Below are 22755 nucleotides of genomic sequence, written 5' to 3' on the forward strand. Positions count from 1 at the left end.
TCGGCTGCCTTTTGGCCAATCTCTCTGTCATACTATCTTCAGTTCGCTGGCATGATGAGACACAGAACTCATGAGTAAGGACACATTTGCCCAATCCGCCGCCTATCTCAAACAGGCGGTTCCCTTGATGATCAAGTACCAGATCCCCACGACGCCGGACAATTACCACCTGTGGTACAACTATGTCTCGGCCAGCATGCCCGAGCTCAACCAGGCGATTGATCAGGCAGTCAAAATGCAGGGAACCTGCTCGCTCACCACCTGCGAGCGGCTCTATCACCAGTATCTGGCCGCTCAGGACGAGAAGCAGATGGAGGCAATGAAACTGAGCCTCGCCGCCATGGCCAACGAGCTCGGCCACTCCATGCAGGACGCCATCTCCGATACCGGCATGTTTCAGGAGATGCTCGACAAGAGTTTTGACAAGCTCAGCCGCATTGATGACGAGGGCTTCAGCCTGGAAGACACCATGGGGATCCTGCGGGAGCTGGTGCGCGAATCGCGGGATGTGCGCATGTCCACCATGCACTTTCGCAACCAGCTCAGCAATGCGGAGAAAGAGATCAAGGAGCTGCGGGCGGCGCTCAACGAGACACGCAAACTGGCCAACGAGGATGCCCTCACCAACCTGCTCAACCGCCGCGCCTTCGATCTGGAGCTGGAGGGGTTGATCCGCAGCCAGCACCCCTTCTCGCTGATCCTCGCCGATATCGATCGCTTCAAGAACTTCAACGACGAATATGGGCACCTGCTCGGCGATCAGGTACTGCGCGCCTTCAGTAAACGGCTGCGCGATGCCTGCAAGGAGGGGGTCACCGCCTATCGGCTGGGTGGGGAGGAGTTCGCCATGCTGGTCCCCCATCGCTCGCTGGCGCTGGCCAGACAGATGGCGGAGAGCATGCGCCGCGCCATCGAGCGGATGTCGATTCTGGATCGCAAATCGGGCCGCCGCATCGACCACATCACAGCCTCGTTTGGCGTGGGTGAGTTCAACGGTCAGGAGAGCGCAGACTGTCTGGTCGAACGTACCGACAAGCTGCTCTACAAGGCCAAGGAGCTGGGGCGCAACCGGGTGATGCCGCTCCCTTCCTGATTTAGTCCCCTGCCCGACCGCAATGCCAATGTAAAAAGCCAGTCAGATCAACTGACTGGCTTTTTGGTCTCTCTTGCTCCGACAGGGGCTGTTCATTCCAGCCCCAGTGGAACTCTGCTCAGTGTGAAGGATTACTCCTGCACCTCGCTGACACCTTCGACTTTCACATCAACACGACGATCCGGAGCCAGACAGACGATCAGCTCACGCTTGGACTTGCTGACGCAGCTGTCGCCGGTAACGGGTGAGGATTTACCACGCCCTTCCACATTGATCTTGGCGGCCGGGATCCCTTTACCAACCAGATAGTTGGCAACGGTCTGGGCACGCTGTTCGGAGAGCTTCTGGTTGTAGGCATCGGAACCAATACGGTCGGTGTGACCAATTACGGTTGCCACGCCATCTTTGGGTCGTGCTTCTTCAATCTGGCTATAGAGGCTATCCAGTGCCTGACTGGCCTCTGGCTTGAGGGTCGCCTTGTTGAAGTCAAACAGCACATCGGAGCTCAGGGTGAACTGCTTCTCAACCATCACAGGTGCAGGAGCAGGTTCCGGAGCCGGGGCGGGCGCCACAGGGGCAACCTGACCAAAGCGATAAACCGCTGCCAGTGAGAGCAGGCCGTTATCCATTCTCAGACCGGTATCATCGCGGCTGCCATACGGGGTGGTGTACTGGTACTCCAGGCGAGCGGCCCAGTCGAGATTGAACGCATACTCGGCACCCAGTGCACCGACCATGACAAAGCGGCTGTCATCTTTGTAGACATCGCTCTTGGTATCAGCCCAGCCATAACCGCCACCGACACGACCATACAGATCAAGATTATCGGTAACCGGGAAACCCAGTTTCAGGGTCAGTTGAGCCAGCTGTGCTTTTACTTCATCACTGAAAGCGCCTGCCGCCGTAGTGGCATCGTATTTGTAATTGCCCAGATAGTCGTAACCCAGCTCCAGTCCCAGATTCTGGTTGATCTGATAACCGCCAAACACGCCTGCACCCAAGGCATCGTTGGTCTCATTGCCAAGGGTCAGGGCATTGCTTTCATCAATGCCGTAGAAGTTGGACCAACCCAGTTTGGCACCGCCATACCAGGTGTTGTCCTGACCGGCAGCCTGGGCATTGGCCGCCAGCAAGCCGGTAACCAGCAAGGTAATCAATGATTTTTTCATGTTTGAGCCTCTGCAACTTTATGTAGGAGGAGGTTGATTGATATCACCTCGTCTTATAGGTGCAACCACCCAAAAGCGATCGCAGCATATCAACGTTAGCCTATTTTCAAGTCACTGATATCAATTAACAAAAAACACTCTAACGCAACCACGTTACAAAAACAGCAACAAACGTTTGTTATTTGAACTGAATGTGACGCCAAAAGACGCACAGATGAGGGCAGATAGGAAAAAAGGCCAGCAACATGCTGGCCCGAAGCGATATCAGTGACGAACAAACTCGTAGTGCTGATCGATAAAGTCAGCAACACGCTGGCTCAGTACCTTGTGCACCGTCCTGGTCGGATGCACCTGATCCCAGAACATATGCTCATCGCAGTTAAGAGTCGCAGCTCGCCCTTTTGCCTGCCCGCTCACCACCGCCTGCGCCAGGATCGGGTTACCGGCAATAGCCACTCTTTCGGCGACACTCAAAGCCGGGGTCGCAGCCACCTCGGCGGCGTTGCCGGAGAACGGCTTCCACGTATAGCCACCACCGTAGCAGGCGTGTTCTGTGTCACTCAGCCCGAACTGCTGAGGATCGCGCATCATCTCGTCAAACTGCTTGTCCACTTCGAACAGCTTCACGATGCCAAGGGGAGCCAGCTCGCGAGTGAGGTTCTGCAACTTCTGGTTGTGGTAGCTGGCCACATGGCGCACCTTCTCCACCACCTTCATGCTGCCGGCTGACGGGGTCTGCCCCAGATCAGGAATGTTGAACAGCAGGATCTGCTGCGCGCCGTTGAGCACCAACCGGTTGGATGCCAGCCGGATGGTATCGATCACCCGATCCGCATCCCGCTCGGTGTTCCAGCCATAAGCCAGATAGTCATTGGCACCGACCCAGATCACCACCAGATCATCGGGGCGGAACTTGTCCTTTTTCAGGAACTGATCGATCTCGTAATCGAGGTTGTTGATCACCTGATATTTGGGATCCCAGGACCAGAAACCGAGCCAGCCGTTCAGGGCGCCCAGATGGTTATAGGCCACCGCCGTTGCACCGCCTTCCGCCTCGTTGGCCACGACCAGACCGGGGAAACGCTCGTCACCCAACTGCTCCAGCCACACCGGGCCGTTGCTGAAACGCCCGTTGAAGTAGGGTGGGCTGGAGGGGAGATACCCCCGCATCTTCTTGTACATCTTGCCGGTATCGGAGAGGCTGTCACCAAACATCACGACCCGGGAAAAAGGTTGGCGTCCCTCTGCCGCTTGCGCGGTCAATGCCATTAACCCCAATAAACAAACAAGCCATTTCTTCATATTGTTATGCTCTTCGATTAAGCAGGTGAGACCTGCGGACTTCTCCTCGAGTGGCGACAGGCATGGGAAGAGTCTGCTGCCACTGACTTCTGGTGAAGGCGACAGATTACAGTTCCAGATGAAATCACACATGTTCCGCCACCGATGAAATCGCTTGCGCTCACAAAACAGACAATCACACCAGCCTATTTCTTTCACGCTTGTTTCACGCCCCCCCCGGCACAATGCCCTCATACCAACGACAGGAGTATGAAATGAACAAGGCAAGCGCAAGCGTAATCGGACTGTTGACCCTGATGTCTGTCTCCTCTTTTGCCATGGCGGCCTATACCGGCCCGCAAGAGCAGAACAAGGTTTCCGTTGCTCAACTGAAAGATCTGGCCGATGACAGCTGGGCCACCCTGGAAGGGAAACTGGTCAAGCACCTGGGCGGCGAGAACTATCTGTTCCGCGATGCCAGCGGTGAAGTGGAGGTCGAAGTGGATCAGGATGTGTGGCGTGGCACCGAAGTGGGCCCGGATGATCAGATCCGTATCCGGGGTGAAGTGGACCACAGCTGGAACAAGACCGAAGTGGAAGTGAAAACCCTGGAGAAAGTGGGCGCGGCCCCGCAGACCAAGGGCGGCTTTATCGCCAAATAAGGCCACTTCAACGACGAACGGGCCAGACGTTAAAAGGGCGCTTGATATCAAGCGCCCTTTTGCATGGTTAACCCAGCGTCACCGCTTAACCGGCCCGACTGGCAAAAGCTCTCTTGAACCCCTTCTCGGCCTGATTGACCTTGTAGAGGTAACGGCGCGCCTCCTCTTTGGGATGCTGCTCGGTCAACACCTGATAGACCGCCTCGGGGGAGAGCCGGTTGATCCGGCCCGGCGCCGCCTTGCGATCGCTGGAGAAGGTATTGAGTACCCCGCCCGCACCACCGTTATAGGCGGAGATCACCGCATAACGACGGGAACGCGGATCCTGAATATCCGCCAGATAGACTGTCTGCAACAGGTGCAGATAGGCGGTACCGACATCGATGTTGTAGGCCGGATTGAACAGCTCCTCCCGGGTCGGCTGGCCGTTCTTGCCCTTGACCCGCACATAGACGTCACGACCGGCAGTGGCCGGGATCACCTGCATCAGGCCATAAGCGTTGGCATGGCTCACCGCATAGGGGTTGAAGCTGCTCTCGGTCTTGATCACCGCATAGATCAGGCTCTCCGGCACGCCGTATTTGCGCGACGCTTCCCGGATGATCCCCGCATACTTGTAGCCCCGTCGATCTTCATGGTTGGCCACCATGGGAATATCGACGAAGAAGATGGTGCGAATACCCAGAGTGCGCTTCTTCATCGCCGTGTTGAGCAGGTAATCGGCATAACGCTCGGCGCGCCAGGAGGCGCGGATTGGCTGGCGCTGATTGTCCAGCACCTGACCATAGAGGAAAGGCTCGCCGCCGGTCAGAATTTCCCGGTCGGAGTAAAGATCCACTTCAGCCGGATCGTCCGGCGTCAGCAGGGTCTCGATGATGGCGCGACGCAGGTGAGCGCGGGGATCGATGCCCGAGACCGTCTCCACCATGATGTGACCGCTGGAGAAGTCGATGTGGGCCCGGCTCTTGTACTGATCCGTGTATTTGACGTAGTCAAACTTGCCCGCAAACAGCGCCTCGCGCCCCCATATCTCGTTCACGTTATGGGAGAGTGCGCTGATCATGTGTTCAAAACCGCGGATGTCCTTGCCGTTGACCAGATCGTCATCCTCACTCCCGCTGGGCTTGGGGGAGGATGAGCAGGCAGAGAGAAACAGCAGGGTGCACAGCAGCCAAAAAATTCGGCCCATAGGATCCTCAAACCGGGCAGCAGAGCTGCCCATCATTCATTTGCTGCGACTTCAGGAGCGGTCACGCCAGTGTGGCGCCATTCCCGCTCCTGTTCACACGTACAACAGCCGGAGAGCTTACTGGGCAGGCGGGGTGTAACCTTCGATCTGCACTTCACCTGCATCAAACAGGTAGCTGACCATCTCTTTTTCCAGCAACTGACGATGCTCAAGATTCATCATGTTGAGCTTTTTCTCGTTGATCAGCATCACCTGCTTCTTCTGCCACTCGGCCCAGGCTTCCTTGCTGATGTTGTCAAAAATCCGCTTGCCGAGCTCACCGGGATAGAGTTGGAAATCCAGACCCGGGCCCTCTTTTTTCAGGCGTTGGCAAAATACAGTACGGCTCATGTTGACCTCTATGGTTGTAACTCTGGATAGGCGAGCAGACGGGCCGTGGCGGCCGCCAGCCCCACCTCGGCAGGATGGCGTAAGTTATACCAGAGTCGGTTATCTGCTTCCATGAGCCGCAGCGGCTGCGCCTCATCAATGTCAATCAGCAGCGGTTGAATATCGAGATGGAAGTGGCTGAAGGTATGGCGAAAACCGGCCAGTGCACGATAACCGTGATGGCTCAGGCCGAGGGATGCCAGCAGACCATCCACCTCCGCCAGCGAGGCCACCTGCGGGAAGCAGTAGAGCCCGCCCCAGATCCCCTGTGGCGGCCGCTTCTCCAGCAGCAACTCATCACCATGGCGGATCAGCAGCATGATGCCATCGCGGGCCGGAATGATCTTCTTCGGCTTGCTGTTGGGGTAGGCAGTGGGGTTGCCTTGCGACAGCCCCTGGCAATCGGCCCGCACCGGACAGCGATCACAGGCAGGCTTGCTGCGGGTGCAGATAGTGGCCCCGATATCCATCATCGCCTGATTGTATTGCGCCACCCCCAGCTTGGGGGTCAGCCGGATGGCGATCTCCCACAGCTCGTTCTCCACCTGTTTTTGGCCGGGCCAGCCCGGCAGCGCCAGCCAGCGGGTGAGTACCCGCTTCACGTTACCATCAAGGATGGCGTGGGGCTGACCCAGAGAGAGCGACAGCACGGCCCCGGCGGTTGAGCGGCCAATCCCCGGCAGCGCTATCACCTCGTCAAAGCGCTCGGGAAAGAGACCGTGGTGGTGATCGCGGATCTGCTGGGCCGCCTTGTGCAGGTTGCGGGCCCGGGCATAGTAGCCAAGCCCGGTCCAGTGGTGCAGCACCTCGTCGACGGGGGCATCAGCCAGCGCCACCACATCGGGGAAGCGCGCCATAAAACGCTGGTAATAGGGGATGACTGTAGCGACCTGAGTCTGCTGCAGCATGATCTCCGAGACCCAGACCCGGTAAGGGGTCTTCTCCTGCTGCCAGGGCAGGGTTTTGCGGCCATGAAGCTCGTACCACTCCAGAACCCGGCTTGCGAAGGTTGATTGATTCACGTTGTTCTCATGTCGTTGATATAAGGGGAACTCTGCGGTTCCTTCGGCTCATCTGGCCTGCGCGGGCATAAAGTCATCCCGCAGCACAGTGCCAGCTGTCTGGTGCGGCAGCGTAAGGCCTCGTCACGCCCAAGTCAAAGCCGCGCTGACTGGCGCTGCGGGCAGGTGGTGGTCAAGCAGCAAAGCGGTAACAAAGACGATATACTCGGCCCCACGATTGATGACGGGAGAGACGGTTTGCAGACTTATCTGGTTGGGGGCGCAGTGCGGGATCGCCTGCTGGGATTGCCGCAGGGCGACAGGGATCATCTGGTGGTCGGCGCCACCGTGGAACAGATGCTGGCGTTGGGTTTTACCCAGGTCGGTCGCGACTTTCCCGTGTTTCTTCACCCCAAAACCCAGCAGGAGTATGCCCTCGCCCGTACCGAACGCAAACAGGGTCAGGGCTACACCGGCTTTGTCTGCCACGCCGCCCCCGATGTGACGCTGGAGCAGGATCTGCTGCGCCGGGATCTCACCATCAACGCCATCGCCGAAGATGATCAGGGAGAGCTTCACGATCCCTACGGTGGCATCGAGGATTTGGAAAAACGGCTACTGCGCCACGTCTCTCCCGCCTTTGCCGAAGATCCATTGCGCATCCTGCGGGTCGCCCGCTTCGCCGCCCGCTTCCACGCTCAGGGCTTTACCATAGCGCCGGAAACCCTCGCCCTGATGAGCGAGATGACGGCCGCTGGCGAGCTGGCCCACCTCACGCCGGAGCGAGTCTGGAAGGAGCTGGAAAAAGTGCTGCTGGGGCCAACCCCGCAGATCTTTATCGAGGTGCTGCGCCAGTGTGGCGCCCTGAAGGCGCTGTTCCCAGAGATTGATGCGCTGTTTGGCGTCCCCGCCCCGGCCAAGTGGCACCCGGAGATCGACACCGGCATCCACACCCTGATGGTGCTGGAGCAGGCGTGCCGGATCTCCCCGGAATTGACCGTCCGCTTTGCCGCCCTCTGCCACGACCTTGGCAAGGGAGTAACCCCCAAGGAGTTCTGGCCAAGCCATCACGGTCACGGCCAGAAGGGGCTGCCGCTGATACGAGCCCTGTGCGAGCGATTCCGGGTACCCAACGAGTGCCGGGATCTGGCGCTGCTGGTGAGCGATCTGCATACCCACATCCACATCGCCTTTGAGCTCAAACCCGCCACCCTGCTCAAGGTGTTCGACAAGGCGGATGCCTGGCGTCGCCCCGAGCGCTTTGCCCAGCTGCTGGATGCCTGCCGCGCCGACTTCCACGGCCGCACCGGTTTCGAGGAGCGGGTCTACGCCGAGCCGGACTATGTGGCCGAAGCGCTGGCTGCCGCCCAGGCAGTGCCGGTGAAAGAGATAGTGGCGGCCGGTTACAAAGGGGAAGAGATCAAGGAGCAGCTGGCCAAAAAGCGGACCGATGCCATCAGCCGCATCAAGGATGAGTGGACCTTTATCGAAGAGTAACCTCGGCCCCATAACAGACGGCCGCCCTGATGATGAGCTCCGCAAGGAGAGCATCGCCAGGGCGGCCGTTTTGCATCCAGATTTACATAGGAAGGGGAGTCAGCCCTCTTCTGGTGCCGTTATGCCGGACCAATTCGCTCCATCAGGCTCATATGGGATGAGCCATCGTGGCGCTTGAGGTTCTGACGATACTCGAACTGGCGCTGGCTCTCCTGCTTGAGCCCCAGCATCAGCGAATAGCACATCGCCAGCATGATCACCGAGAAGGGTAGCGCCGCTATGATGCTGGCCGCCTGCAAGGCTGCCAGGCCGCCGGAAACCAGCAGGATAGCGGCAACCAGCCCCTGCCCCAGACCCCATACGGCGCGGTGCAGCACCGGCGGCTCCTGATCACCGATGGAGAGCAGGGTGGTGATGACCAGCGTGCCCGAGTCACTGGAGGTGATGAAGTAGGTGCAGATGAGCAGGGTCAGCACAGCTTTGGCAATCCAGCCGAAGGTATCCCAGTGCAACAGCTCGACCGTCTTGTAGAGCGCCAGCGTCACATCCTGATTGACCGCAGCGACCACGCCACCACCACCGAACAGCTCCAGATTCATCGCCGTACCGCCAAACACGGTGAGCCAGAACATGCCGAGCAGAGAGGGTACCAGCAACACACCGAGCACAAACTCGCGGATAGTACGCCCCTTGGAAATGCGGGCGATAAACATGCCGACAAACGGCGCCCAGGCAATCCACCAGCCCCAGTAAAACGCCGTCCAGCTCGACTGCCAGGCCGAGGTGCCGTTGGCCTCGGTGTTGGTCCAGAAGCTCAGTTTGACGATGTTCTGCAGGTAATCACCGATGTTCTGCACGTAGGCGTTGAGGATATAGGTGGTCGGCCCCAGCACCAGAAAGAGCGCGAGCACGAAGACGCTCAACCAGATATTGAGTTCGGAGAGGATCTTCACCCCGCGCCCGACCCCGGAGACCGCCGAGAGGGTGGCGATCAGGCTGATGCCGCCAATCAGCCAGAGCTGGTTTGCTTGCGATACGTCCATACCGAACATCTGGTTGAGGCCGGTATTCATCTGGGAGACCCCCAGTCCGAGGGAGGTCGCAACCCCGAACACGGTGCCGAACACCGCCAGCACATCGGCCGCATGGCCCCAGAAGCCGTAGATCCGCTCGCCGAGCAGCGGATAGAGCACAGAACGAATGGCCAGTGGCAGCTTGCGCCGGTAGCTGAAGAAGGCGAGTGACAAGCCGACGATCACATAGATTGCCCATGGATGGAGGCCCCAGTGGAAAAAGGTGAGGCGCATGGCAATCTGGGCCGCTTCCGGGGTCATCCCTTCGGTAATAAAAGGGTTGCCCTGCAGGTGGTTCATCGGCTCGGCGATGCTCCAGAACACCAGCCCGATCCCCATGCCCGCACTAAACAGCATGGAGAACCAGGCGAAGTAGCCGAACTCCGGTACCTGGTCGTCGTCGCCCAGCCGGATGTTGCCGAAGCGGCTGAACATCAGGTAGACGGCGAAGAACAGGAACAGGGCGACCACCAGAATGTAGTACCACTTGAACCCGGCAATAATCTGATCCTTGGCCCCGACAAACCAGCTGGCGGCCGTTTCGGGGACAAAGACCCCGAACAGCAGAAACAGAGTGATGACGGTCAACGCCGTCATGGCCATGGTGGGGTTGAGGCCTTTAAATAGCCCTTTGCTTGCTCGCATCCAGCCTCCTTAGTCGTTGTTGAAAAAGTCTTCGCCCACGTGATCACCGGCACCACCGATGGCGCGATAGACCAGCTTGCCGGCCGCATGTTCGCGGTGATCCACCAGTGAAACCGAGGGCTGGCCATTCACGGCGTGACGCTTGCCAAGGAAGATGGCCATCGGCACACCCAGATTGGAGATACCGCTGGTGATCCAGAGGCGATTGAAGTCGTAAGAGCCACCGATGAACTCCAGCTGGGCCAGGCCGGTATCGAGGCCGGTCAGATAGAAGTTCATGGCACTTTCGTCAGGAAAGAGGTGCACCAGCACATAGGCGTAGCGCAATTCATTCACCAACTCCTTTAGGTTGAAAGTACCTGTCTCACTGCAAGAGAGGGGTAACTCACCATCATAGTGGTGTACTTTGAGGTTGTTGGGGTCTTCATCATAGGCAGGCTGATAGCGCACAAAAGCCGAGGTATCCGGCAGTTCATAGCGCACTCTGACCACACGTAACTCGGCCACCAGAGACTTGATATCCAGCTCGTCATTCATCATTTAGCTCCTCAAATGTCAGGGTGAATTCCGTGAAATGTCCGTCAACCTAACACAAAATTGATTAGAGCAGAAATTATTACAACAAAAACCATATTGACCTTGTGACGAATTAGGCGGAAAATTTTGCCCCTCTCCATAGCCCTCCAATGACGCACACCCCATGGAAAAACATGATGAAGTGCTGGTCGCCCTGCGCCAGATTATTCGTGCCATCGACATGCACTCCAGGCGCTTGATCAAAGAAGCCGGGCTAACCTCCCCGCAACTCTTGCTGCTCAAAGGGATCGATGAGCTGGGGCAGATCTCCATGCGCCAGCTGGCCGATCACACCAACATGAGCCAGGCCACCGCCACCACCATCATGGACCGATTGGAGAGCCGCCAACTGGTGCAGCGCGTTCGCAGCAATACCGACAAGCGCAAGGTTCACGCGACACTGACTGACGCAGGGCGCGCCCTGCTGGCTCAGGCCCCGACCCCGCTGCAAGAGCGCTTCATCCAGCGTTTTCAGGCACTGGAAGCGTGGGAGCAGACGCTGCTGCTCTCTTCCCTGCAACGCATCTCCTCCATGATGAATGCAGACGAAATCGACGCAGCCCCGGTGCTGAGCGTCAGACCCCTCACCGAAGAGCAGGCATAAGCTGCTGAACAATTTCATTCAGGCATAAAAAAAGCTCCCGAACGGGAGCTTTTTTCGATCAGGGGCCGCAGAGAATTACTCTTCCAGGCTGATCCCGATATTGGAGACGCCATCCTGAGAGGCGAATACTCTGATGGCCAGAATACGATCGCTGTCGCGCTCATGAGCAACCCGCTTGAGCAGTTCAACCTGGAACTCCAGCTCGGCTTCCATGTACTCGTGCTCGTAGAGCTCCTCTTCGGTCAGATCCCGCTCTTCCAGCAGCTCGATAAAACCGGCCACAGTACCGACTGAGGCATGACTGGCATCGTTGGCCTCTTCGCCAACCCGGCAGATCACCGAGTTATAGGCGCAGCCCAGCGCAACACAGGCATCAAGCGCCGGATAGGCACCGTAGGATTCAAACTTGCGGGGATCCGGAATGTGAGACTCGAACTCTTCGAGAATGGCACCCAGATTGACCCGGGATCCCTTGACAGTGAGGTAGACCCACATCTGATCCAGCGCATGCCGGAAAGCGCCTGCATTGCCAAAGCCGGAAGCCTGACAGAACAGGGCATAGTTGGGGTACATGCGCTCTGCCAGCGCCAGGGTGTAGACGGTCTGTTGCCAAGGCTGTAGCTCGGCCAGTCGCTTATAAAACTTGTCACCAAACACTGGAGTCGGATCCTTTGCAAAATGTGGGGCAGATTGTAGCCCACGAGGGGCGCGGCGAAAACGAAAAAGCGCCCTGGTCGGCTATGTTGCGATATGAAGTCAGGTAAGATGGGTCGAGAGCGGCATCTTGTTGCGCCGCAAATTCTGATAAGGAACAAGAGTATGAGCCAACGTACCCTTCTTTTGCTCAGCCAGGATAATGCTCACTACGAACGGCTGCTCAAGGCCGCCAACCTCCCCCATCTGCGCATTCTGCGGGCCGATAACCAGAGCGATGCCGAAAAGCTGATTGGCGAAGCCCATATTCTGATGGCCGAACCGGCCCGCGCCAAACCGCTGCTGCCCAAAGCCAACAAGCTGAGCTGGTTCCAGTCCACCTATGCGGGAGTCGATGTGCTGCTCGACCCTGACAGTCGCCGCGACTACCAGCTCACCAATGTCCGCGGCATCTTCGGCCCGCTGATGAGCGAGTATGTCTTTGGTCATCTGCTCAGCCTGATGCGCCAAATTCCCCTTTATCGGGAACAGCAGAAACAGCGACTGTGGCAAAGCCACCCCTATCAGGGCCTCAAGGAGCGCACCATGCTGATACTGGGGACCGGCAGCATTGGTCAGCATATTGCCCACACCGGCAAACATTTTGGCATGAAGGTGCTGGGCATCAGCCGCAGCGGTCGGGAGCGGGCCGGGTTTGATCAGGTTTATCAGCTACCTGCGATCAACAAGATGCTGGCGCAGGCCGATGTCATCGTCAGCGTGCTGCCAGCCACCCGCGATACCCGTCATCTGTTCAATGCCGCCCGCTTCGAACACTGCAAACCGGGCGCCATCCTGTTCAACGTCGGCCGTGGCAGCGCCGTGCACTCGGGCGATTTGCTCACCGCACTGCGTACCGGCAAGCTGGCGATGGCGGTGCTGGATGTGTTCGAGCAGGAGCCGCTGCCCGCCGACAGTCCACTGTGGGGCCAACCCAACCTCATCGTCACCCCCCACAACAGCGCCTACAGCTTCCCGGATGATGTGGCCCAGATCTTTGTGCGCAACTACATCCGCTTTATCGATGGCCAGCCGCTGGATGGCAAAATCGACTTCGACAAGGGTTATTGACCCTCACTGCGCATGTAAAAAGGCCCCGCCAATCTGGCGGGGCCTTTCATTTCAGGCTGTGACGACAGGAATCAACCCGCGGCCAGCTCCTTGCGATAGCTCTTCACCTTGGCAAGGAACTGACGACGCTCCTTGCCGCTCAGGGGTTCAGCCATAGGCAGCTTGGCGGTCATGGCATTGACCGGGCGGTTGTTGATCCGCAGCTCGTAGTGCAGGTGAGCACCGGTCGAGCGACCTGTGTTGCCGGAGAGGCCGATCTTGTCGCCCATCTTCACTCGCTGACCGGTTTTGACCAGCAGCTTGCTCAGGTGCAGATAACGGGTAGAGAGAGTACGGCCATGCTTGATGACGATATAAGTGCCCGCCAGCGGGTGGCTGGTTGCCTTCTGGACGATACCATCGCCAGTCGCCAGCACTGGCGTGCCCACCGGTACCGCGAAGTCGGTGCCCTCGTGAGGACGCACCATACCGGTTACCGGATGTTTGCGCGCAGGGTTGAAGTTGGAGCTGATGCGGTAGCGGCTGTGGGTCGGGTAGCGGCGGAATCCGCGCTCCAGACTGTTGCCCTGACCGTCGTAGTAGTTGCCGTCATCGGAGAGCCAGGCCGACACCGTCTTGCCCTGGCTGGTCACTTCCACACCCAGCAGCTGGCTGTTGCCAGTGCTCTTGCCTTCCACCGTCTCCTGGCGTACCAGCACTTTGAACTTGTCGCCCTTCTGCAGATCCTTGGCGAAATTCATCCGCCACTGGAACAGGTTGGCAATTTTCTGGATATGGTTGGCCGGAATCCCCGCATTGCGGGCACTGACATAGAAGCTGCCGTTGATCACGCCGTTGTAACGCTGCGGTTGCCACTCGACCTTCTCATTGATCATGGAGGCGGTATAGGCATCGTCGCTGCGCGCCATCACCAGCGTCTGCTTGATGTTCAGGCGGATTTTGAGCTGCTGCAGGATGTTGTCCTGATCGATCAGCAGCTCGATATTCTGGCCCGGCTTGAGGCGCGCCAGATAGTTCTTGTTGTCCGCGTCCAGCACCTTGTAGAGGGTAGTGGTGGAGAGACCGAGATTGTTAAAAATGGCGGTCAGGTTTTCGCCGTTGCGGACCCGGTAATCCTGCCACTGGGGTGTGGTGTCAACCGGGATGTCGTCATCCGGCGCACTCTGATCAACCAGTTCGTGATCGGGAATTTCGTTAAAGTCGGTGTTGTTTTCGTTGGTTGCCGTACCTGCGGTATCAATGGGCAACTCAAGACGCAGCGGCCGCTCGAGGATGTCACCCGGAGCTGGCAATAATGCCACTGCTGACAGGGTCATGGCCGTCAGCATCAGCATGGCGTAAAAGTGTTTGCGGGGAACCGGTGGTTCCCAATTGGCAGCCTGTACTACCAAGGGACGGAGACGTTTCATCCGCTATCCTGTATTTAGATCTAAAGAGTGTGAGTTGCGATGTCAGTTGTGACAAAACCGTATAAAACTGTTTGTTGGACACAAATAGTTACAAATAGTTCATCACAATCTGCATGAACCTCACATTTTATGCATAACCCGCCCGGATGGGCAGAAATGATCGTCTTTTTTAACCATTTTTTCCTATTTTTAAGAACCGGGTCGGATTCGATACTGAATAGAAACCTGAAATGTTGCGATAACTTTTCCATGGAGTGGATATGTCGTTAGCAAAACTGTTAATCAGAATAATTGTCGTCCTGTTCCTGATCGGTGCAGCGCTGCTGTTTGCACTGGAAGTCACGACGGTCCGCCAATCCATCCTCGACCAGATGTCAGCCAACCTGGAAACCGCCATCACCGCTCTCGGGCTGGTACTGCAAGGAACCCTGCTTAATGACGACAATGTGCTGGCCGAGACCATCGTCAATGCCATGTTCGATGGCGGTTTCGTCAGCTCGGTCATTCTGGTGGATCCGGATGGTCAGGTGCTGTTTCAGAAGGTCTTCCACTCTACCCAGCAAAATGTCCCCGGCTGGCTTCCCTCGGTTATCGGCATGCCCCCCGTCAAAATTGAGCAAGAGTTGACCGATGGCTGGCGCATGCTGGGCACTCTGACCCTTGAGGGGCATAGCGGCTACGCCTATCAGCATCTGTGGAATGCCATCAGCCGAACCGGTCTGGCACTGCTGGCGGGCCTCGTCGTATTTACTCTGATCATCTCCCTGGTGTGCCAACGCCTGCTGCAGCCCCTGGAGCAGATCAACCTGCAGCTGATCCGCATCCGCAAACACCAGTTCAACAGCACCCTACCCACTCCCTGGTTGCAAGACCTCAAAGAAGTAGCACTTTCCATCAACCAACTGGTCTCCGAACGCAAACGGGATCTGCTGCAACAACGACTCAAAATCACCCAGCTGGGAAAACAGCTGCCACTGACGCCCCCACAGCCGCTGCAAGGAGTGAGCCCACTACCGGAAGGCGGGCAACTGCAAAAATTTGTCTCCACACAAGGGGAGATCGCCCTCTATCAGCGTTTCTTGCCCAGTCAGCCCCTCGGAGCCGACAGCGATCTAGCGACCGTCCAGAGTGCCCTGCAACAGTGGCAGCACTCCAATATAGAGGGGGTCTTGCTGCCCCTCTCCCTGCTCAATCACCCGCAATGGTCAGAAATCGCCCCTCTGCTAAGCCAGGGCCGTGGCAAAACACTGGATTGGCGCTGGGATATCGCCACATTCCCCGCCCACGGCCAAGCCACATTGGCCGCGCTACAGGAACAGGGGTGTGAGCTCGCCTTCAGCGCCATTCCCCTCAATGCGGATACCTTCAATCAACTTGACCCGCTCAATCCCATCTTTATCAGCTGTCAGCTGACCGATGCACCGCTCTACTGGAATCTGCTCTCCCAAACCATGCATGCCGCCGGTTATACCCTGCTGGCAGAATCGGGAGAGTGTCGCGACATCGACAAACTGCGGACGTGGGGTATCGATGGTTATGCCAAGGAGACGCAATCATGAAGAAGATCGCTATGCTGTTGCCCCTGCTGTGGCAATCCGACCTGATGGCTGAAACCGTCACTATCACCACCGGGGGTGAGCAGGGGATTTATCACCAGATAACCAAAGAGTTTTGCCGTCTGGCCCATGAGGTTGATGAGCAACTTGCGTGCACATTGCAGAGCTCATCGGGTTCAATAGAAAACCTGAAGCGGCTGAAGAGTGGCGAGACCTCCTACGCCATGGTGCAATCAGACTGGCTGTATCAGGCAAGCAAGGGCTTGGGCCCTTTTACCACCCAGCCGCAACCTGAGCTGCGCGCCCTGTTTGCCACCCATGCCGAGCCCTTCACCATAGTGATCCGTGCCGATGGCGATATCACGTCACTGGAACAGCTCAAGCTCGCCCCCATCGACATGGGGTTGAAGAGCTCGGGAACCCGCCAGACGGCGCTGACCCTGTTCAACATCTTGGGAGCGAAAGAACAGGATCTCGATCTGAAGAGCATGGCCAACCTGCCGGATGCGCTCTGTAGCAAGCAGATCGACGCATTTGCACTGGTGATGGGACACCCTAACCGGATTGTGCTCGACACCGCCAAACGTTGCGCGGTCAGTTTCCTCCCCATCGATGGGGCCACCCGTGATCAGCTACTCAAAGGGGTCAAATATTACCAACGTAGTCAGGTGCCCGCCCGCATCTACCCCGGCAATCTGAAGGCGACTCCCACCTTTGCCATTGCCGCCACCCTGGTCACCAATGCAAACATGCCGGAAGAGTCTGTCTATCGTCTGACCAAGGCCATGCTGACCCAGCAGACCAAGTTCAATGAGCAGACTTATGGCTACGCCAATATGTTTCACCGGGCACGCAATAAAACCGGCCCGGTGCTGAGTATTGAACAGCATCCGGGCGCGGCGAAATATTTCGATGAGTTGAAGGCGGCGGGCAAGCTATAGCTGACGACGGGGAGAGCGCAGTTGCTCGCTGGAGAAGCGGGTCTTCATAGATGTCCACTGCGCCAACCGATCGGCACTCCCCGCCAGCGTCCCTTCCCGCCGTGACTTCATGATCCAGATGCTTTTGGCATCGAAACTGTAAACGGGAATGAGATCGGTACGCTTGCTACCCGGCAGGATCCGGCTGTTGATGTTGTCGAGCACCAGTGGGTCAGCTTTGGGTGTCGGGAAGTAGAGTGTCACCATGTGGAACTGGTTGTAACGCACCGCCTTGACGTAGGCAAGTCGCAGCTTCTTCTCTTCCACCCCCAGCTCCATCAGGGTGTAGTACTTGGAGATGCTGTAATCCTCGCAATCCCCACCCCGGGCACCGATGAACTCCAGCGGATTGGCCCAGTAATCCTCATCACCCCACAGCTTGGGGTCTTCACTGTAGGTGAGATTGTTGAAGTAGTTGTTCACCAGCTCGATCTTCTGCTGGTCGGTTGTACCCGCTCTGGGGGTGAGCAAGCGAGAAAATGCCTCGGCCCGCTGGATGGCCCGGCCACCATACACTTCCTGCAGCTTGGCCCGCAGATCCGGACTGGCAATATATTCGGAAAGACGCGAAGCCTGCACGTTGGCGCAACATAGCGCCAACGTGCAGGCCGGGATCAACAACCATTTCATACCGGACACTCCATGTCAGATGCTGGAGGTCAGTATAGTCCGTCCGGATGAGAGACTCAGCCGCTAATCAGCGACATTGGGCAAATGCGTCTGCCAGTTGTTGCATGAATTGGGGATAACCATCCGGGCCAAGCGGCACCTGTTCACCCACCTCATCAAGCAACAGCACCTTGGCGCCAGTATTGCGTGCCACCGATTCGATCACTGCCGGTGAAAATTGCGGCTCGGCATAAATGCAGCTCGCCTGCTTCTCTTCCAGTGCCTTGCGGATATCCACCAGGGTCTTGGCGCCCGGGCGACGCTCAGGGCTCACGGTAAAGTGACCTTTTGAACTCATGCCGTAATGGCGCTCCCAGTAGCCATACGCCTCGTGGAAGACAAAGTACCCCTTCTCATTCACTGCCTTCATCTGGCCGGCAATCACCTTGTCCTTGGCATCCACCTTGGCATCAAATGCCGCGAGGTTGGCGTCATAGCGAGCCTGATTGGCCGGATCCAGCTTGCCCAATTCACTTGCGATCGCCTTGGCAATCACCTTGGCCTGCGTCGGGCCAAGCCAGATATGGGGATCGACCCCTTCGTGATGATGTCCCTCATGCCCTTCATCATGGTCACCGTGCTCGTGGGCAGCATGATCGTGATCATCATGGTCATGGGAATCGTGACTATCCTGAGTCGCGTAGTTGAACAGCGGCATCCCCTCAACCTGAGTCAGGGTCAGAGCATGGGGATGGTTGGCCAGCGGTTTGGCCATAAAACCTTCCAGCTCGGGGCCGACCCACACCACCAGACCAGCACTGTTGATGCTGCGAATATCGGAAGGGCGCAGGGAAAAATCGTGGGGAGAGGCGCCGGTCGGCAACAATACCTTGGGCTCACTCACGCCGTCAGTGATCGCTGCTGCGATGAAGCCTAGCGGCTTGATGGTGGTCAGTACCTCAATGGCACGAACAGGCAAACTCACCGCCAGCAGGGCAGTGAAAAGCGCAATAATTCTCATTGGTGAATCTCGTCAGGGGGTGAGTATGTGATAATATAACAGCCGCTTTTTGTTATATTATAACTCTCACTGGCTGTAAACCCCGGAGTTGTCATGAGCCAACTGGTAGAGCTGAAAGAGGTCTCTCTCTCGTTTGATGGACGCTCTGTGCTCGACAAGGTCTCCTTTACCCTCAATAAAGGCAAAATCACCACGTTAGTCGGCCCCAACGGGGCAGGCAAGAGCACCCTGAGCAAGCTGGTGCTGGGTCTGCTCACCCCGGACTCGGGCAAGATCACCCGCAGCCGCGATCTGAGAGTCGGCTATGTGCCACAGCGCCTCTATCTGGATCCCACCTTGCCGCTGACGGTGCGTCGCTTCCTGCAACTGGGCAAAAATAGCCGCCTCTCCATCGAGGAGGCGCTAACTCGGGTGGGCGCAGAGGGATTGCTGGAAAACCGGATGCAGAAGCTCTCCGGCGGTGAGATGCAGCGGGTACTGCTGGCTCGCGCCCTGCTGGTCAAGCCCGAGCTGCTGGTGCTGGACGAACCGGTGCAAGGGGTCGATATCACCGGCCAGATCGAGCTCTACGCCCTCATCGGCCAGCTCGCCGCCGAATTTAATTGTGCCGTGCTGATGGTCTCCCACGACTTGCATCTGGTGATGGCCAGCACCCACGAGGTGATCTGCCTCAATCGCCACGTCTGCTGTCATGGCGAGCCGGAAAGCGTGGCGCGCCATCCCGAATTTGCCCGCCTGTTCGGGCGACCGGAGCAGGAGGTGCTGGCGGTCTATACCCACCATCACCACTGCGACGGCGAACACCATCATCATGAACCGCAGGCTCCCGTCATCCGCCTGCCCTCTCGCAACAACGCTCACAGCAAATAGCGCAAGCAACAGGACATTCAAGTGGACAGCTTTCTGTTATACGCCCTCGCGGCCGGTCTCGGCATCGCCCTGCTGGCCGGCCCCCTCGGCAGCTTCGTGGTATGGCGCAAGATGGCCTATTTTGGCGACACCCTCTCCCATGCCTGTCTGTTCGGCATCGCGCTGGGCATCCTGCTGCAGGTCGATCTCACCTTGGCTGTAGTGGTCTGCTGCCTCGCCATGGCGATGCTATTGGTGATCATGAGTCGCAACCAGCAGGTCGCGACCGATACCCTGCTCGGCATTCTGGCCCACAGCGCCCTGTCCCTCGGTCTGGTTACCTTGAGTTTTATGGATAACGTGCGGGTGGATCTGATGGCCTACCTGTTCGGCGACCTGCTCTCGGTACAACCGATGGATCTGCTCTGGATCTACGGCGGTGGCGCGCTGGTACTGCTCACCCTGTGGCGACTGTGGGATCCCCTGCTCTCCATGACCATCTCGGAAGAGCTGGCACGAGTAGAAGGGATCCGGGTCGATGTGCTGCGCTGCGTCTTGATGCTGCTGATCGGGCTGGTGATTGCCGTGGCGATGAAGTTTGTCGGGGCGCTGATCATCACCTCCCTGCTGATCATTCCCGCCGCCACCGCCCGTCGCTTCAGCCAGACGCCGGAGCAGATGGCCGGCTTTGCCGCGCTGATTGGCTGTCTCGCCGTGCTGGGTGGATTGACCCTCTCCTGGTATCAGGATACTCCAGCAGGGCCTTCGGTCGTCGTCTGCGCCACCAGCCTGTTTGTGCTGAGCCAGTTCAAGAGAGCGTAACGGTGCAGGCTAGAGCGGCATGCTCTGGCGTGTCTCCATCATCAGCCACTGGCGCAACCGGCTGATGGCGGGCTCATGGGCCCGCGAGCGCTTGCAGGTAAAGTAGAAGGCATCCCCCGTCTCCAGCTGATGTACCGGCAAGGCCACCAGCTGGGGATCATCGGGCCGCAGCATGTAGTCATTCACGAACGCCACCCCCTGATCCCAGGCTGCCGCCTCCATCGCCAGCAGCACATGGCTGAAATGGTGCATCCGCGCCTCGTCCGGAATAACCAGCCCACCCGCCTTGGCCCAGCGCTGCCAATCCTCCCCCCGCGCCTTGTAGATGGACTGCACCGACAACAGCGGCAGCTGCCAGATGGCCTCGGGCCACTCCCCGCTGATCTGCTGCAACAGACGGCGACTACAGACCGGAAAGAGCCGTTCCTGATAGATAAGATCGTGACAGTAGCCCCGTCCGTGGGGTGAGACGGTGATAAAGCAATCCGCCACCCGATCGGAGAGTTCGGGATCCTCCGCCACCATCTCCAGACTCAAATCCAACTCGGGGTAGAGTTGGCGCAATCCGGCCAACCGCGGGATCAGCCACTTCACCGCAAACGAGCTGTAGACCGCGAGCCGGACTCGCATCTCGCCACCACCACGCAGCTGTTCGCTGCTCTGGGCAATCTGGCTGAGTCCGGCGGCAATTCCCTCGAAGTAGCTCTCCCCCTGTGGAGTCAACGAGAGCAGACGCCCCTGACGCAGCAGCAAGCGCTCACCCAGAAAATCCTCCAGCAGGCGGATCTGGTGGCTGACCGCACTCTGGCTGACGTTCAGTTCAAGGGCGGCGCGGGAGAAGCTGAGCAGCCGGGCCACTACCTCGAAATATTGCACCGCACGCAGGGGAGGAAGCTTCACTATCTAAATATCTCATGAGTGGTCATTTTTTATCATTTTACTGGATATCAACCGGCACGCTACCCTCCGTCCATCTGAAGTGGGAGGTGGTATGAATGCAGTAGGGATCGGCATCCTTTATCTGGTGCTGGGCAATATGGTGGCGGTCTTTTCCGATGCGCTGGTCAAGGTGCTGGAGCCGGATCAGCCCATCTTCCAGTTTGTCTTTTTCCGCCAGCTCTCGGCAGCCATTCTGCTGATGCCCTGGCTGCTCTGGTCATGGCGCCGCAACCCGCCGGTGGCCATCAAGTGGCACCTGCTGCGGGCCCATATCTGGGCGGTCGGCGTCTGCCTGATGGTGGTGGCCCTCACCCGCTTGCCACTCGCTACCGCCAATGCCCTCTTCTATGCCGCCCCCCTGATGATGGTGCCGCTGGCGGTGTGGATGGCGGGGGAAGCGATCTCGCGCCAGAAGGTGCTGACCGCAGTCATCGGATTTATCGGGGTTTTGATCGTGCTGCGCCCGACCGAGGTGAACTGGGCCGCGCTGGCGGCGCTTGGGGTGGCGCTGTCGATGGCGCTCAACAACCTGCTGATCAAGCGGATCCCGCTCAAGCAGCCCATCGCCCAGACCCTGTTTTTTACCAACGTGCTGAGCATGCCCTTTATTCTGGCGCTGGCATTGTGGGAAGGGGGCGACTGGCAGTGGCAGATGTGGTGGCCCGCCTTCGGCTCGTCGGCGCTGATCATGGTCTATGCGGGATTGTGCGTAGTGGCCTATCGCAAGGCGGAGGCGAGCAAGATCGCCTCGGCGGAATATACCGGTCTGCTGATGGCCGTCGCCATTGGGGTGTGGCTGTTTGACGAGCAACCGGGCCTGCCGCTGCTGCTGGGCTGTATCTGCATCGTCCTGCCGCTCATCGCCATGGCCCGCAGCAAACCAAAACCGCTGGCCGAACCGGCGCTTTAAGCGCTCAGGGTCGTTCCAGCAAAGGGGCGACCCTTTGTTGCAGATAGGGGACTATCTCCTGCTCGAACCAGGGATTCTTTTTGAGCCAGAGGGTGTTGCGCGGTGAAGGGTGCGGTAGCGGCAACCAGCCGGGGCTATAGTCGGCCCAGCTGCGCACCGTCTCGGTCAGCGATCCTCTGGCCGCCTTGCCCAGATAGCGATGCTGGGCATATTGGCCAATTAGCAGGGTCAGCTCGATATTAGGCAGCAGCATCAACACCTTATCATGCCAAGTGGGCGCGCACTCGGGTCTGGGCGGCAGGTCGCCCGACTTGCCCTTGCCGGGATAACAGAGCCCCATAGGCATAATCGCAATACGTGATTCGTCGTAGAAGGTGGGTTTATCGACCCCGAGCCACTGACGCAAGCGATCGCCAGAGAGGTCATCCCACGGGATACCGCTAGCATGCACACGAGTGCCGGGGGCCTGACCGATGATCAGCAGGCGGGCACTCTCGGCCCCGCGGATCACCGGACGAGGCCCCAGCGGCAGATGAGCCTCGCACAGACGGCAGGCCCTGATTTGCTCAAACAACTTATCGATTCGCTGCATGACGTTGATAGTACCAGCATTTCCCTGTTTTCCCTCTTGTGGAAACAGGGCTCTCCCCCTACTATCGCCATGGATGTTTAATTTA

Annotated in this window: 23 protein-coding genes; 10 read left to right on the plus strand and 13 right to left on the minus strand. The window is 58.3% G+C overall.

The features are described from left to right. Positions 1 to 70 precede the first annotated feature (70 nt). A complete protein-coding gene (locus AB5Z02_RS05170) occupies positions 71 to 1093 on the plus strand; it encodes a GGDEF domain-containing protein (protein ID WP_019445736.1) in 1023 nt (340 codons plus the stop codon). A 131-nt stretch (positions 1094 to 1224) separates the two neighbouring features. Here the strand turns inward: AB5Z02_RS05170 and ompA are convergent, their stop codons facing one another. Further along, on the minus strand, positions 1225 to 2262 hold the full coding sequence (ompA, locus tag AB5Z02_RS05175; RefSeq protein WP_005363030.1) for a porin OmpA: 1038 nt from the start codon (positions 2260 to 2262) through the stop codon (positions 1225 to 1227). A 264-nt stretch (positions 2263 to 2526) separates the two neighbouring features. Further along, a complete protein-coding gene (locus AB5Z02_RS05180) occupies positions 2527 to 3564 on the minus strand; it encodes an SGNH/GDSL hydrolase family protein (RefSeq protein ID WP_368215455.1) in 1038 nt (345 codons plus the stop codon). A gap of 254 nt (positions 3565 to 3818) precedes the next feature. Here AB5Z02_RS05180 and AB5Z02_RS05185 point away from each other — a divergent pair, with 254 nt between their 5' ends. Then, positions 3819 to 4205 (plus strand): YgiW/YdeI family stress tolerance OB fold protein, encoded by a 387-nt coding sequence (locus AB5Z02_RS05185; RefSeq protein ID WP_005335826.1) that lies wholly within the window; start codon positions 3819 to 3821, stop codon positions 4203 to 4205. Positions 4206 to 4290: 85 nt separating this feature from the next. Here AB5Z02_RS05185 and mltC read toward each other — a convergent pair whose 3' ends face one another. From mltC to mutY, 3 genes are all read right to left on the minus strand, one after another. After that, positions 4291 to 5394: a membrane-bound lytic murein transglycosylase MltC gene (gene mltC, locus AB5Z02_RS05190; protein ID WP_005354839.1), complete on the minus strand. Its 1104-nt coding sequence runs from the start codon at positions 5392 to 5394 to the stop codon at positions 4291 to 4293. 117 nt (positions 5395 to 5511) lie between these two features. Next, positions 5512 to 5784, minus strand: coding sequence for an oxidative damage protection protein (locus AB5Z02_RS05195; protein ID WP_005335828.1), 273 nt, complete (start codon positions 5782 to 5784; stop codon positions 5512 to 5514). 8 nt (positions 5785 to 5792) lie between these two features. After that, complete coding sequence (mutY, locus tag AB5Z02_RS05200; RefSeq protein WP_368215457.1) at positions 5793 to 6845, minus strand: A/G-specific adenine glycosylase; 1053 nt, start codon at positions 6843 to 6845, stop codon at positions 5793 to 5795. A gap of 237 nt (positions 6846 to 7082) precedes the next feature. Between mutY and AB5Z02_RS05205 the strand changes: the two genes are divergently transcribed. Then, positions 7083 to 8321 (plus strand): multifunctional CCA addition/repair protein, encoded by a 1239-nt coding sequence (locus tag AB5Z02_RS05205; RefSeq protein ID WP_076495798.1) that lies wholly within the window; start codon positions 7083 to 7085, stop codon positions 8319 to 8321. A gap of 119 nt (positions 8322 to 8440) precedes the next feature. Here the strand turns inward: AB5Z02_RS05205 and AB5Z02_RS05210 are convergent, their stop codons facing one another. Further along, the gene (locus AB5Z02_RS05210) at positions 8441 to 10039 is read right to left on the minus strand and encodes a BCCT family transporter (protein WP_368215459.1); all 1599 of its coding nucleotides are present in this window, start codon (positions 10037 to 10039) and stop codon (positions 8441 to 8443) included. Positions 10040 to 10048: 9 nt separating this feature from the next. After that, a complete protein-coding gene (locus AB5Z02_RS05215) occupies positions 10049 to 10576 on the minus strand; it encodes a hypothetical protein (RefSeq protein ID WP_213387783.1) in 528 nt (175 codons plus the stop codon). A 163-nt stretch (positions 10577 to 10739) separates the two neighbouring features. Between AB5Z02_RS05215 and AB5Z02_RS05220 the strand changes: the two genes are divergently transcribed. Beyond that, on the plus strand, positions 10740 to 11219 hold the full coding sequence (locus AB5Z02_RS05220; protein ID WP_013723454.1) for a MarR family winged helix-turn-helix transcriptional regulator: 480 nt from the start codon (positions 10740 to 10742) through the stop codon (positions 11217 to 11219). Between the two features lie 75 nt (positions 11220 to 11294). On the opposite strand, the gene AB5Z02_RS05225 is transcribed toward AB5Z02_RS05220, so the two are convergent. Beyond that, complete coding sequence (locus tag AB5Z02_RS05225; RefSeq protein WP_005335839.1) at positions 11295 to 11876, minus strand: YjaG family protein; 582 nt, start codon at positions 11874 to 11876, stop codon at positions 11295 to 11297. Between the two features lie 162 nt (positions 11877 to 12038). On the opposite strand from AB5Z02_RS05225, the gene AB5Z02_RS05230 reads away from it, so the two are divergent. Further along, positions 12039 to 12983, plus strand: a complete 945-nt coding sequence (locus AB5Z02_RS05230) for a D-2-hydroxyacid dehydrogenase (protein WP_231719891.1) — start codon at positions 12039 to 12041, stop codon at positions 12981 to 12983. Positions 12984 to 13054: 71 nt separating this feature from the next. On the opposite strand, the gene mepM is transcribed toward AB5Z02_RS05230, so the two are convergent. After that, the gene (mepM, locus tag AB5Z02_RS05235; RefSeq protein ID WP_005354854.1) at positions 13055 to 14392 is read right to left on the minus strand and encodes a murein DD-endopeptidase MepM; all 1338 of its coding nucleotides are present in this window, start codon (positions 14390 to 14392) and stop codon (positions 13055 to 13057) included. A gap of 260 nt (positions 14393 to 14652) precedes the next feature. Here mepM and AB5Z02_RS05240 point away from each other — a divergent pair, with 260 nt between their 5' ends. After that, positions 14653 to 15951 carry a LapD/MoxY N-terminal periplasmic domain-containing protein gene (locus AB5Z02_RS05240; RefSeq protein ID WP_231719892.1) on the plus strand — a complete coding sequence of 433 codons (1299 nt, stop codon included), beginning with the start codon at positions 14653 to 14655 and terminating at the stop codon, positions 15949 to 15951. After that, positions 15948 to 16889: a TAXI family TRAP transporter solute-binding subunit gene (locus AB5Z02_RS05245; RefSeq protein ID WP_231719893.1), complete on the plus strand. Its 942-nt coding sequence runs from the start codon at positions 15948 to 15950 to the stop codon at positions 16887 to 16889. The genes AB5Z02_RS05240 and AB5Z02_RS05245 overlap by 4 nt, the downstream gene beginning before the upstream one ends. Here AB5Z02_RS05245 and AB5Z02_RS05250 read toward each other — a convergent pair. Continuing rightward, positions 16884 to 17558: a transglutaminase-like cysteine peptidase gene (locus AB5Z02_RS05250; protein ID WP_139707995.1), complete on the minus strand. Its 675-nt coding sequence runs from the start codon at positions 17556 to 17558 to the stop codon at positions 16884 to 16886. The genes AB5Z02_RS05245 and AB5Z02_RS05250 overlap by 6 nt on opposite strands. Before the next feature lie 67 nt (positions 17559 to 17625). Further along, a complete protein-coding gene (znuA, locus tag AB5Z02_RS05255) occupies positions 17626 to 18558 on the minus strand; it encodes a zinc ABC transporter substrate-binding protein ZnuA (protein ID WP_368215462.1) in 933 nt (310 codons plus the stop codon). Positions 18559 to 18651: 93 nt separating this feature from the next. On the opposite strand from znuA, the gene znuC reads away from it, so the two are divergent. Together znuC and znuB are read left to right on the plus strand one after the other, a co-directional pair. Further along, a complete protein-coding gene (znuC, locus tag AB5Z02_RS05260) occupies positions 18652 to 19428 on the plus strand; it encodes a zinc ABC transporter ATP-binding protein ZnuC (RefSeq protein WP_005363049.1) in 777 nt (258 codons plus the stop codon). Positions 19429 to 19449: 21 nt separating this feature from the next. Further along, positions 19450 to 20229, plus strand: a complete 780-nt coding sequence (znuB, locus tag AB5Z02_RS05265) for a zinc ABC transporter permease subunit ZnuB (RefSeq protein ID WP_005354863.1) — start codon at positions 19450 to 19452, stop codon at positions 20227 to 20229. Positions 20230 to 20238: 9 nt separating this feature from the next. Here znuB and AB5Z02_RS05270 read toward each other — a convergent pair whose 3' ends face one another. Then, entirely contained in the window at positions 20239 to 21129 is an 891-nt protein-coding gene (locus AB5Z02_RS05270; RefSeq protein WP_042052463.1) for a LysR substrate-binding domain-containing protein, read from the minus strand. Between the two features lie 91 nt (positions 21130 to 21220). Here AB5Z02_RS05270 and AB5Z02_RS05275 point away from each other — a divergent pair, with 91 nt between their 5' ends. Further along, positions 21221 to 22078, plus strand: a complete 858-nt coding sequence (locus AB5Z02_RS05275; RefSeq protein ID WP_005335858.1) for a DMT family transporter — start codon at positions 21221 to 21223, stop codon at positions 22076 to 22078. 4 nt (positions 22079 to 22082) lie between these two features. On the opposite strand, the gene AB5Z02_RS05280 is transcribed toward AB5Z02_RS05275, so the two are convergent. Then, a complete protein-coding gene (locus AB5Z02_RS05280; protein ID WP_231719897.1) occupies positions 22083 to 22670 on the minus strand; it encodes a uracil-DNA glycosylase family protein in 588 nt (195 codons plus the stop codon). Between the last annotated feature and the right edge of the window lie 85 nt (positions 22671 to 22755).

It is taken from the genome of Aeromonas sp. R2-3 (genome assembly GCF_040908375.1).
GTDB lineage: Bacteria > Pseudomonadota > Gammaproteobacteria > Enterobacterales > Aeromonadaceae > Aeromonas > Aeromonas veronii.

Bases quoted from the DNA above. Each gene is read 5' to 3' on its own strand.
- AB5Z02_RS05170 (WP_019445736.1), top strand. From the start codon at position 71: ATGAGTAAGGACACATTTGCCCAATCCGCCGCCTATCTCAAACAGGCG.
- ompA (WP_005363030.1), bottom strand. From the start codon at position 2,262: ATGAAAAAATCATTGATTACCTTGCTGGTTACCGGCTTGCTGGCGGCC.
- AB5Z02_RS05180 (WP_368215455.1), bottom strand. From the start codon at position 3,564: ATGAAGAAATGGCTTGTTTGTTTATTGGGGTTAATGGCATTGACCGCG.
- AB5Z02_RS05185 (WP_005335826.1), top strand. From the start codon at position 3,819: ATGAACAAGGCAAGCGCAAGCGTAATCGGACTGTTGACCCTGATGTCT.
- mltC (WP_005354839.1), bottom strand. From the start codon at position 5,394: ATGGGCCGAATTTTTTGGCTGCTGTGCACCCTGCTGTTTCTCTCTGCC.
- AB5Z02_RS05195 (WP_005335828.1), bottom strand. From the start codon at position 5,784: ATGAGCCGTACTGTATTTTGCCAACGCCTGAAAAAAGAGGGCCCGGGT.
- AB5Z02_RS05210 (WP_368215459.1), bottom strand. From the start codon at position 10,039: ATGCGAGCAAGCAAAGGGCTATTTAAAGGCCTCAACCCCACCATGGCC.
- AB5Z02_RS05215 (WP_213387783.1), bottom strand. From the start codon at position 10,576: ATGAATGACGAGCTGGATATCAAGTCTCTGGTGGCCGAGTTACGTGTG.
- AB5Z02_RS05220 (WP_013723454.1), top strand. From the start codon at position 10,740: ATGGAAAAACATGATGAAGTGCTGGTCGCCCTGCGCCAGATTATTCGT.
- AB5Z02_RS05230 (WP_231719891.1), top strand. From the start codon at position 12,039: ATGAGCCAACGTACCCTTCTTTTGCTCAGCCAGGATAATGCTCACTAC.
- mepM (WP_005354854.1), bottom strand. From the start codon at position 14,392: ATGAAACGTCTCCGTCCCTTGGTAGTACAGGCTGCCAATTGGGAACCA.
- AB5Z02_RS05240 (WP_231719892.1), top strand. From the start codon at position 14,653: ATGTCGTTAGCAAAACTGTTAATCAGAATAATTGTCGTCCTGTTCCTG.
- AB5Z02_RS05245 (WP_231719893.1), top strand. From the start codon at position 15,948: ATGAAGAAGATCGCTATGCTGTTGCCCCTGCTGTGGCAATCCGACCTG.
- AB5Z02_RS05250 (WP_139707995.1), bottom strand. From the start codon at position 17,558: ATGAAATGGTTGTTGATCCCGGCCTGCACGTTGGCGCTATGTTGCGCC.
- znuA (WP_368215462.1), bottom strand. From the start codon at position 18,558: ATGAGAATTATTGCGCTTTTCACTGCCCTGCTGGCGGTGAGTTTGCCT.
- znuC (WP_005363049.1), top strand. From the start codon at position 18,652: ATGAGCCAACTGGTAGAGCTGAAAGAGGTCTCTCTCTCGTTTGATGGA.
- AB5Z02_RS05275 (WP_005335858.1), top strand. From the start codon at position 21,221: ATGAATGCAGTAGGGATCGGCATCCTTTATCTGGTGCTGGGCAATATG.
- AB5Z02_RS05280 (WP_231719897.1), bottom strand. From the start codon at position 22,670: ATGCAGCGAATCGATAAGTTGTTTGAGCAAATCAGGGCCTGCCGTCTG.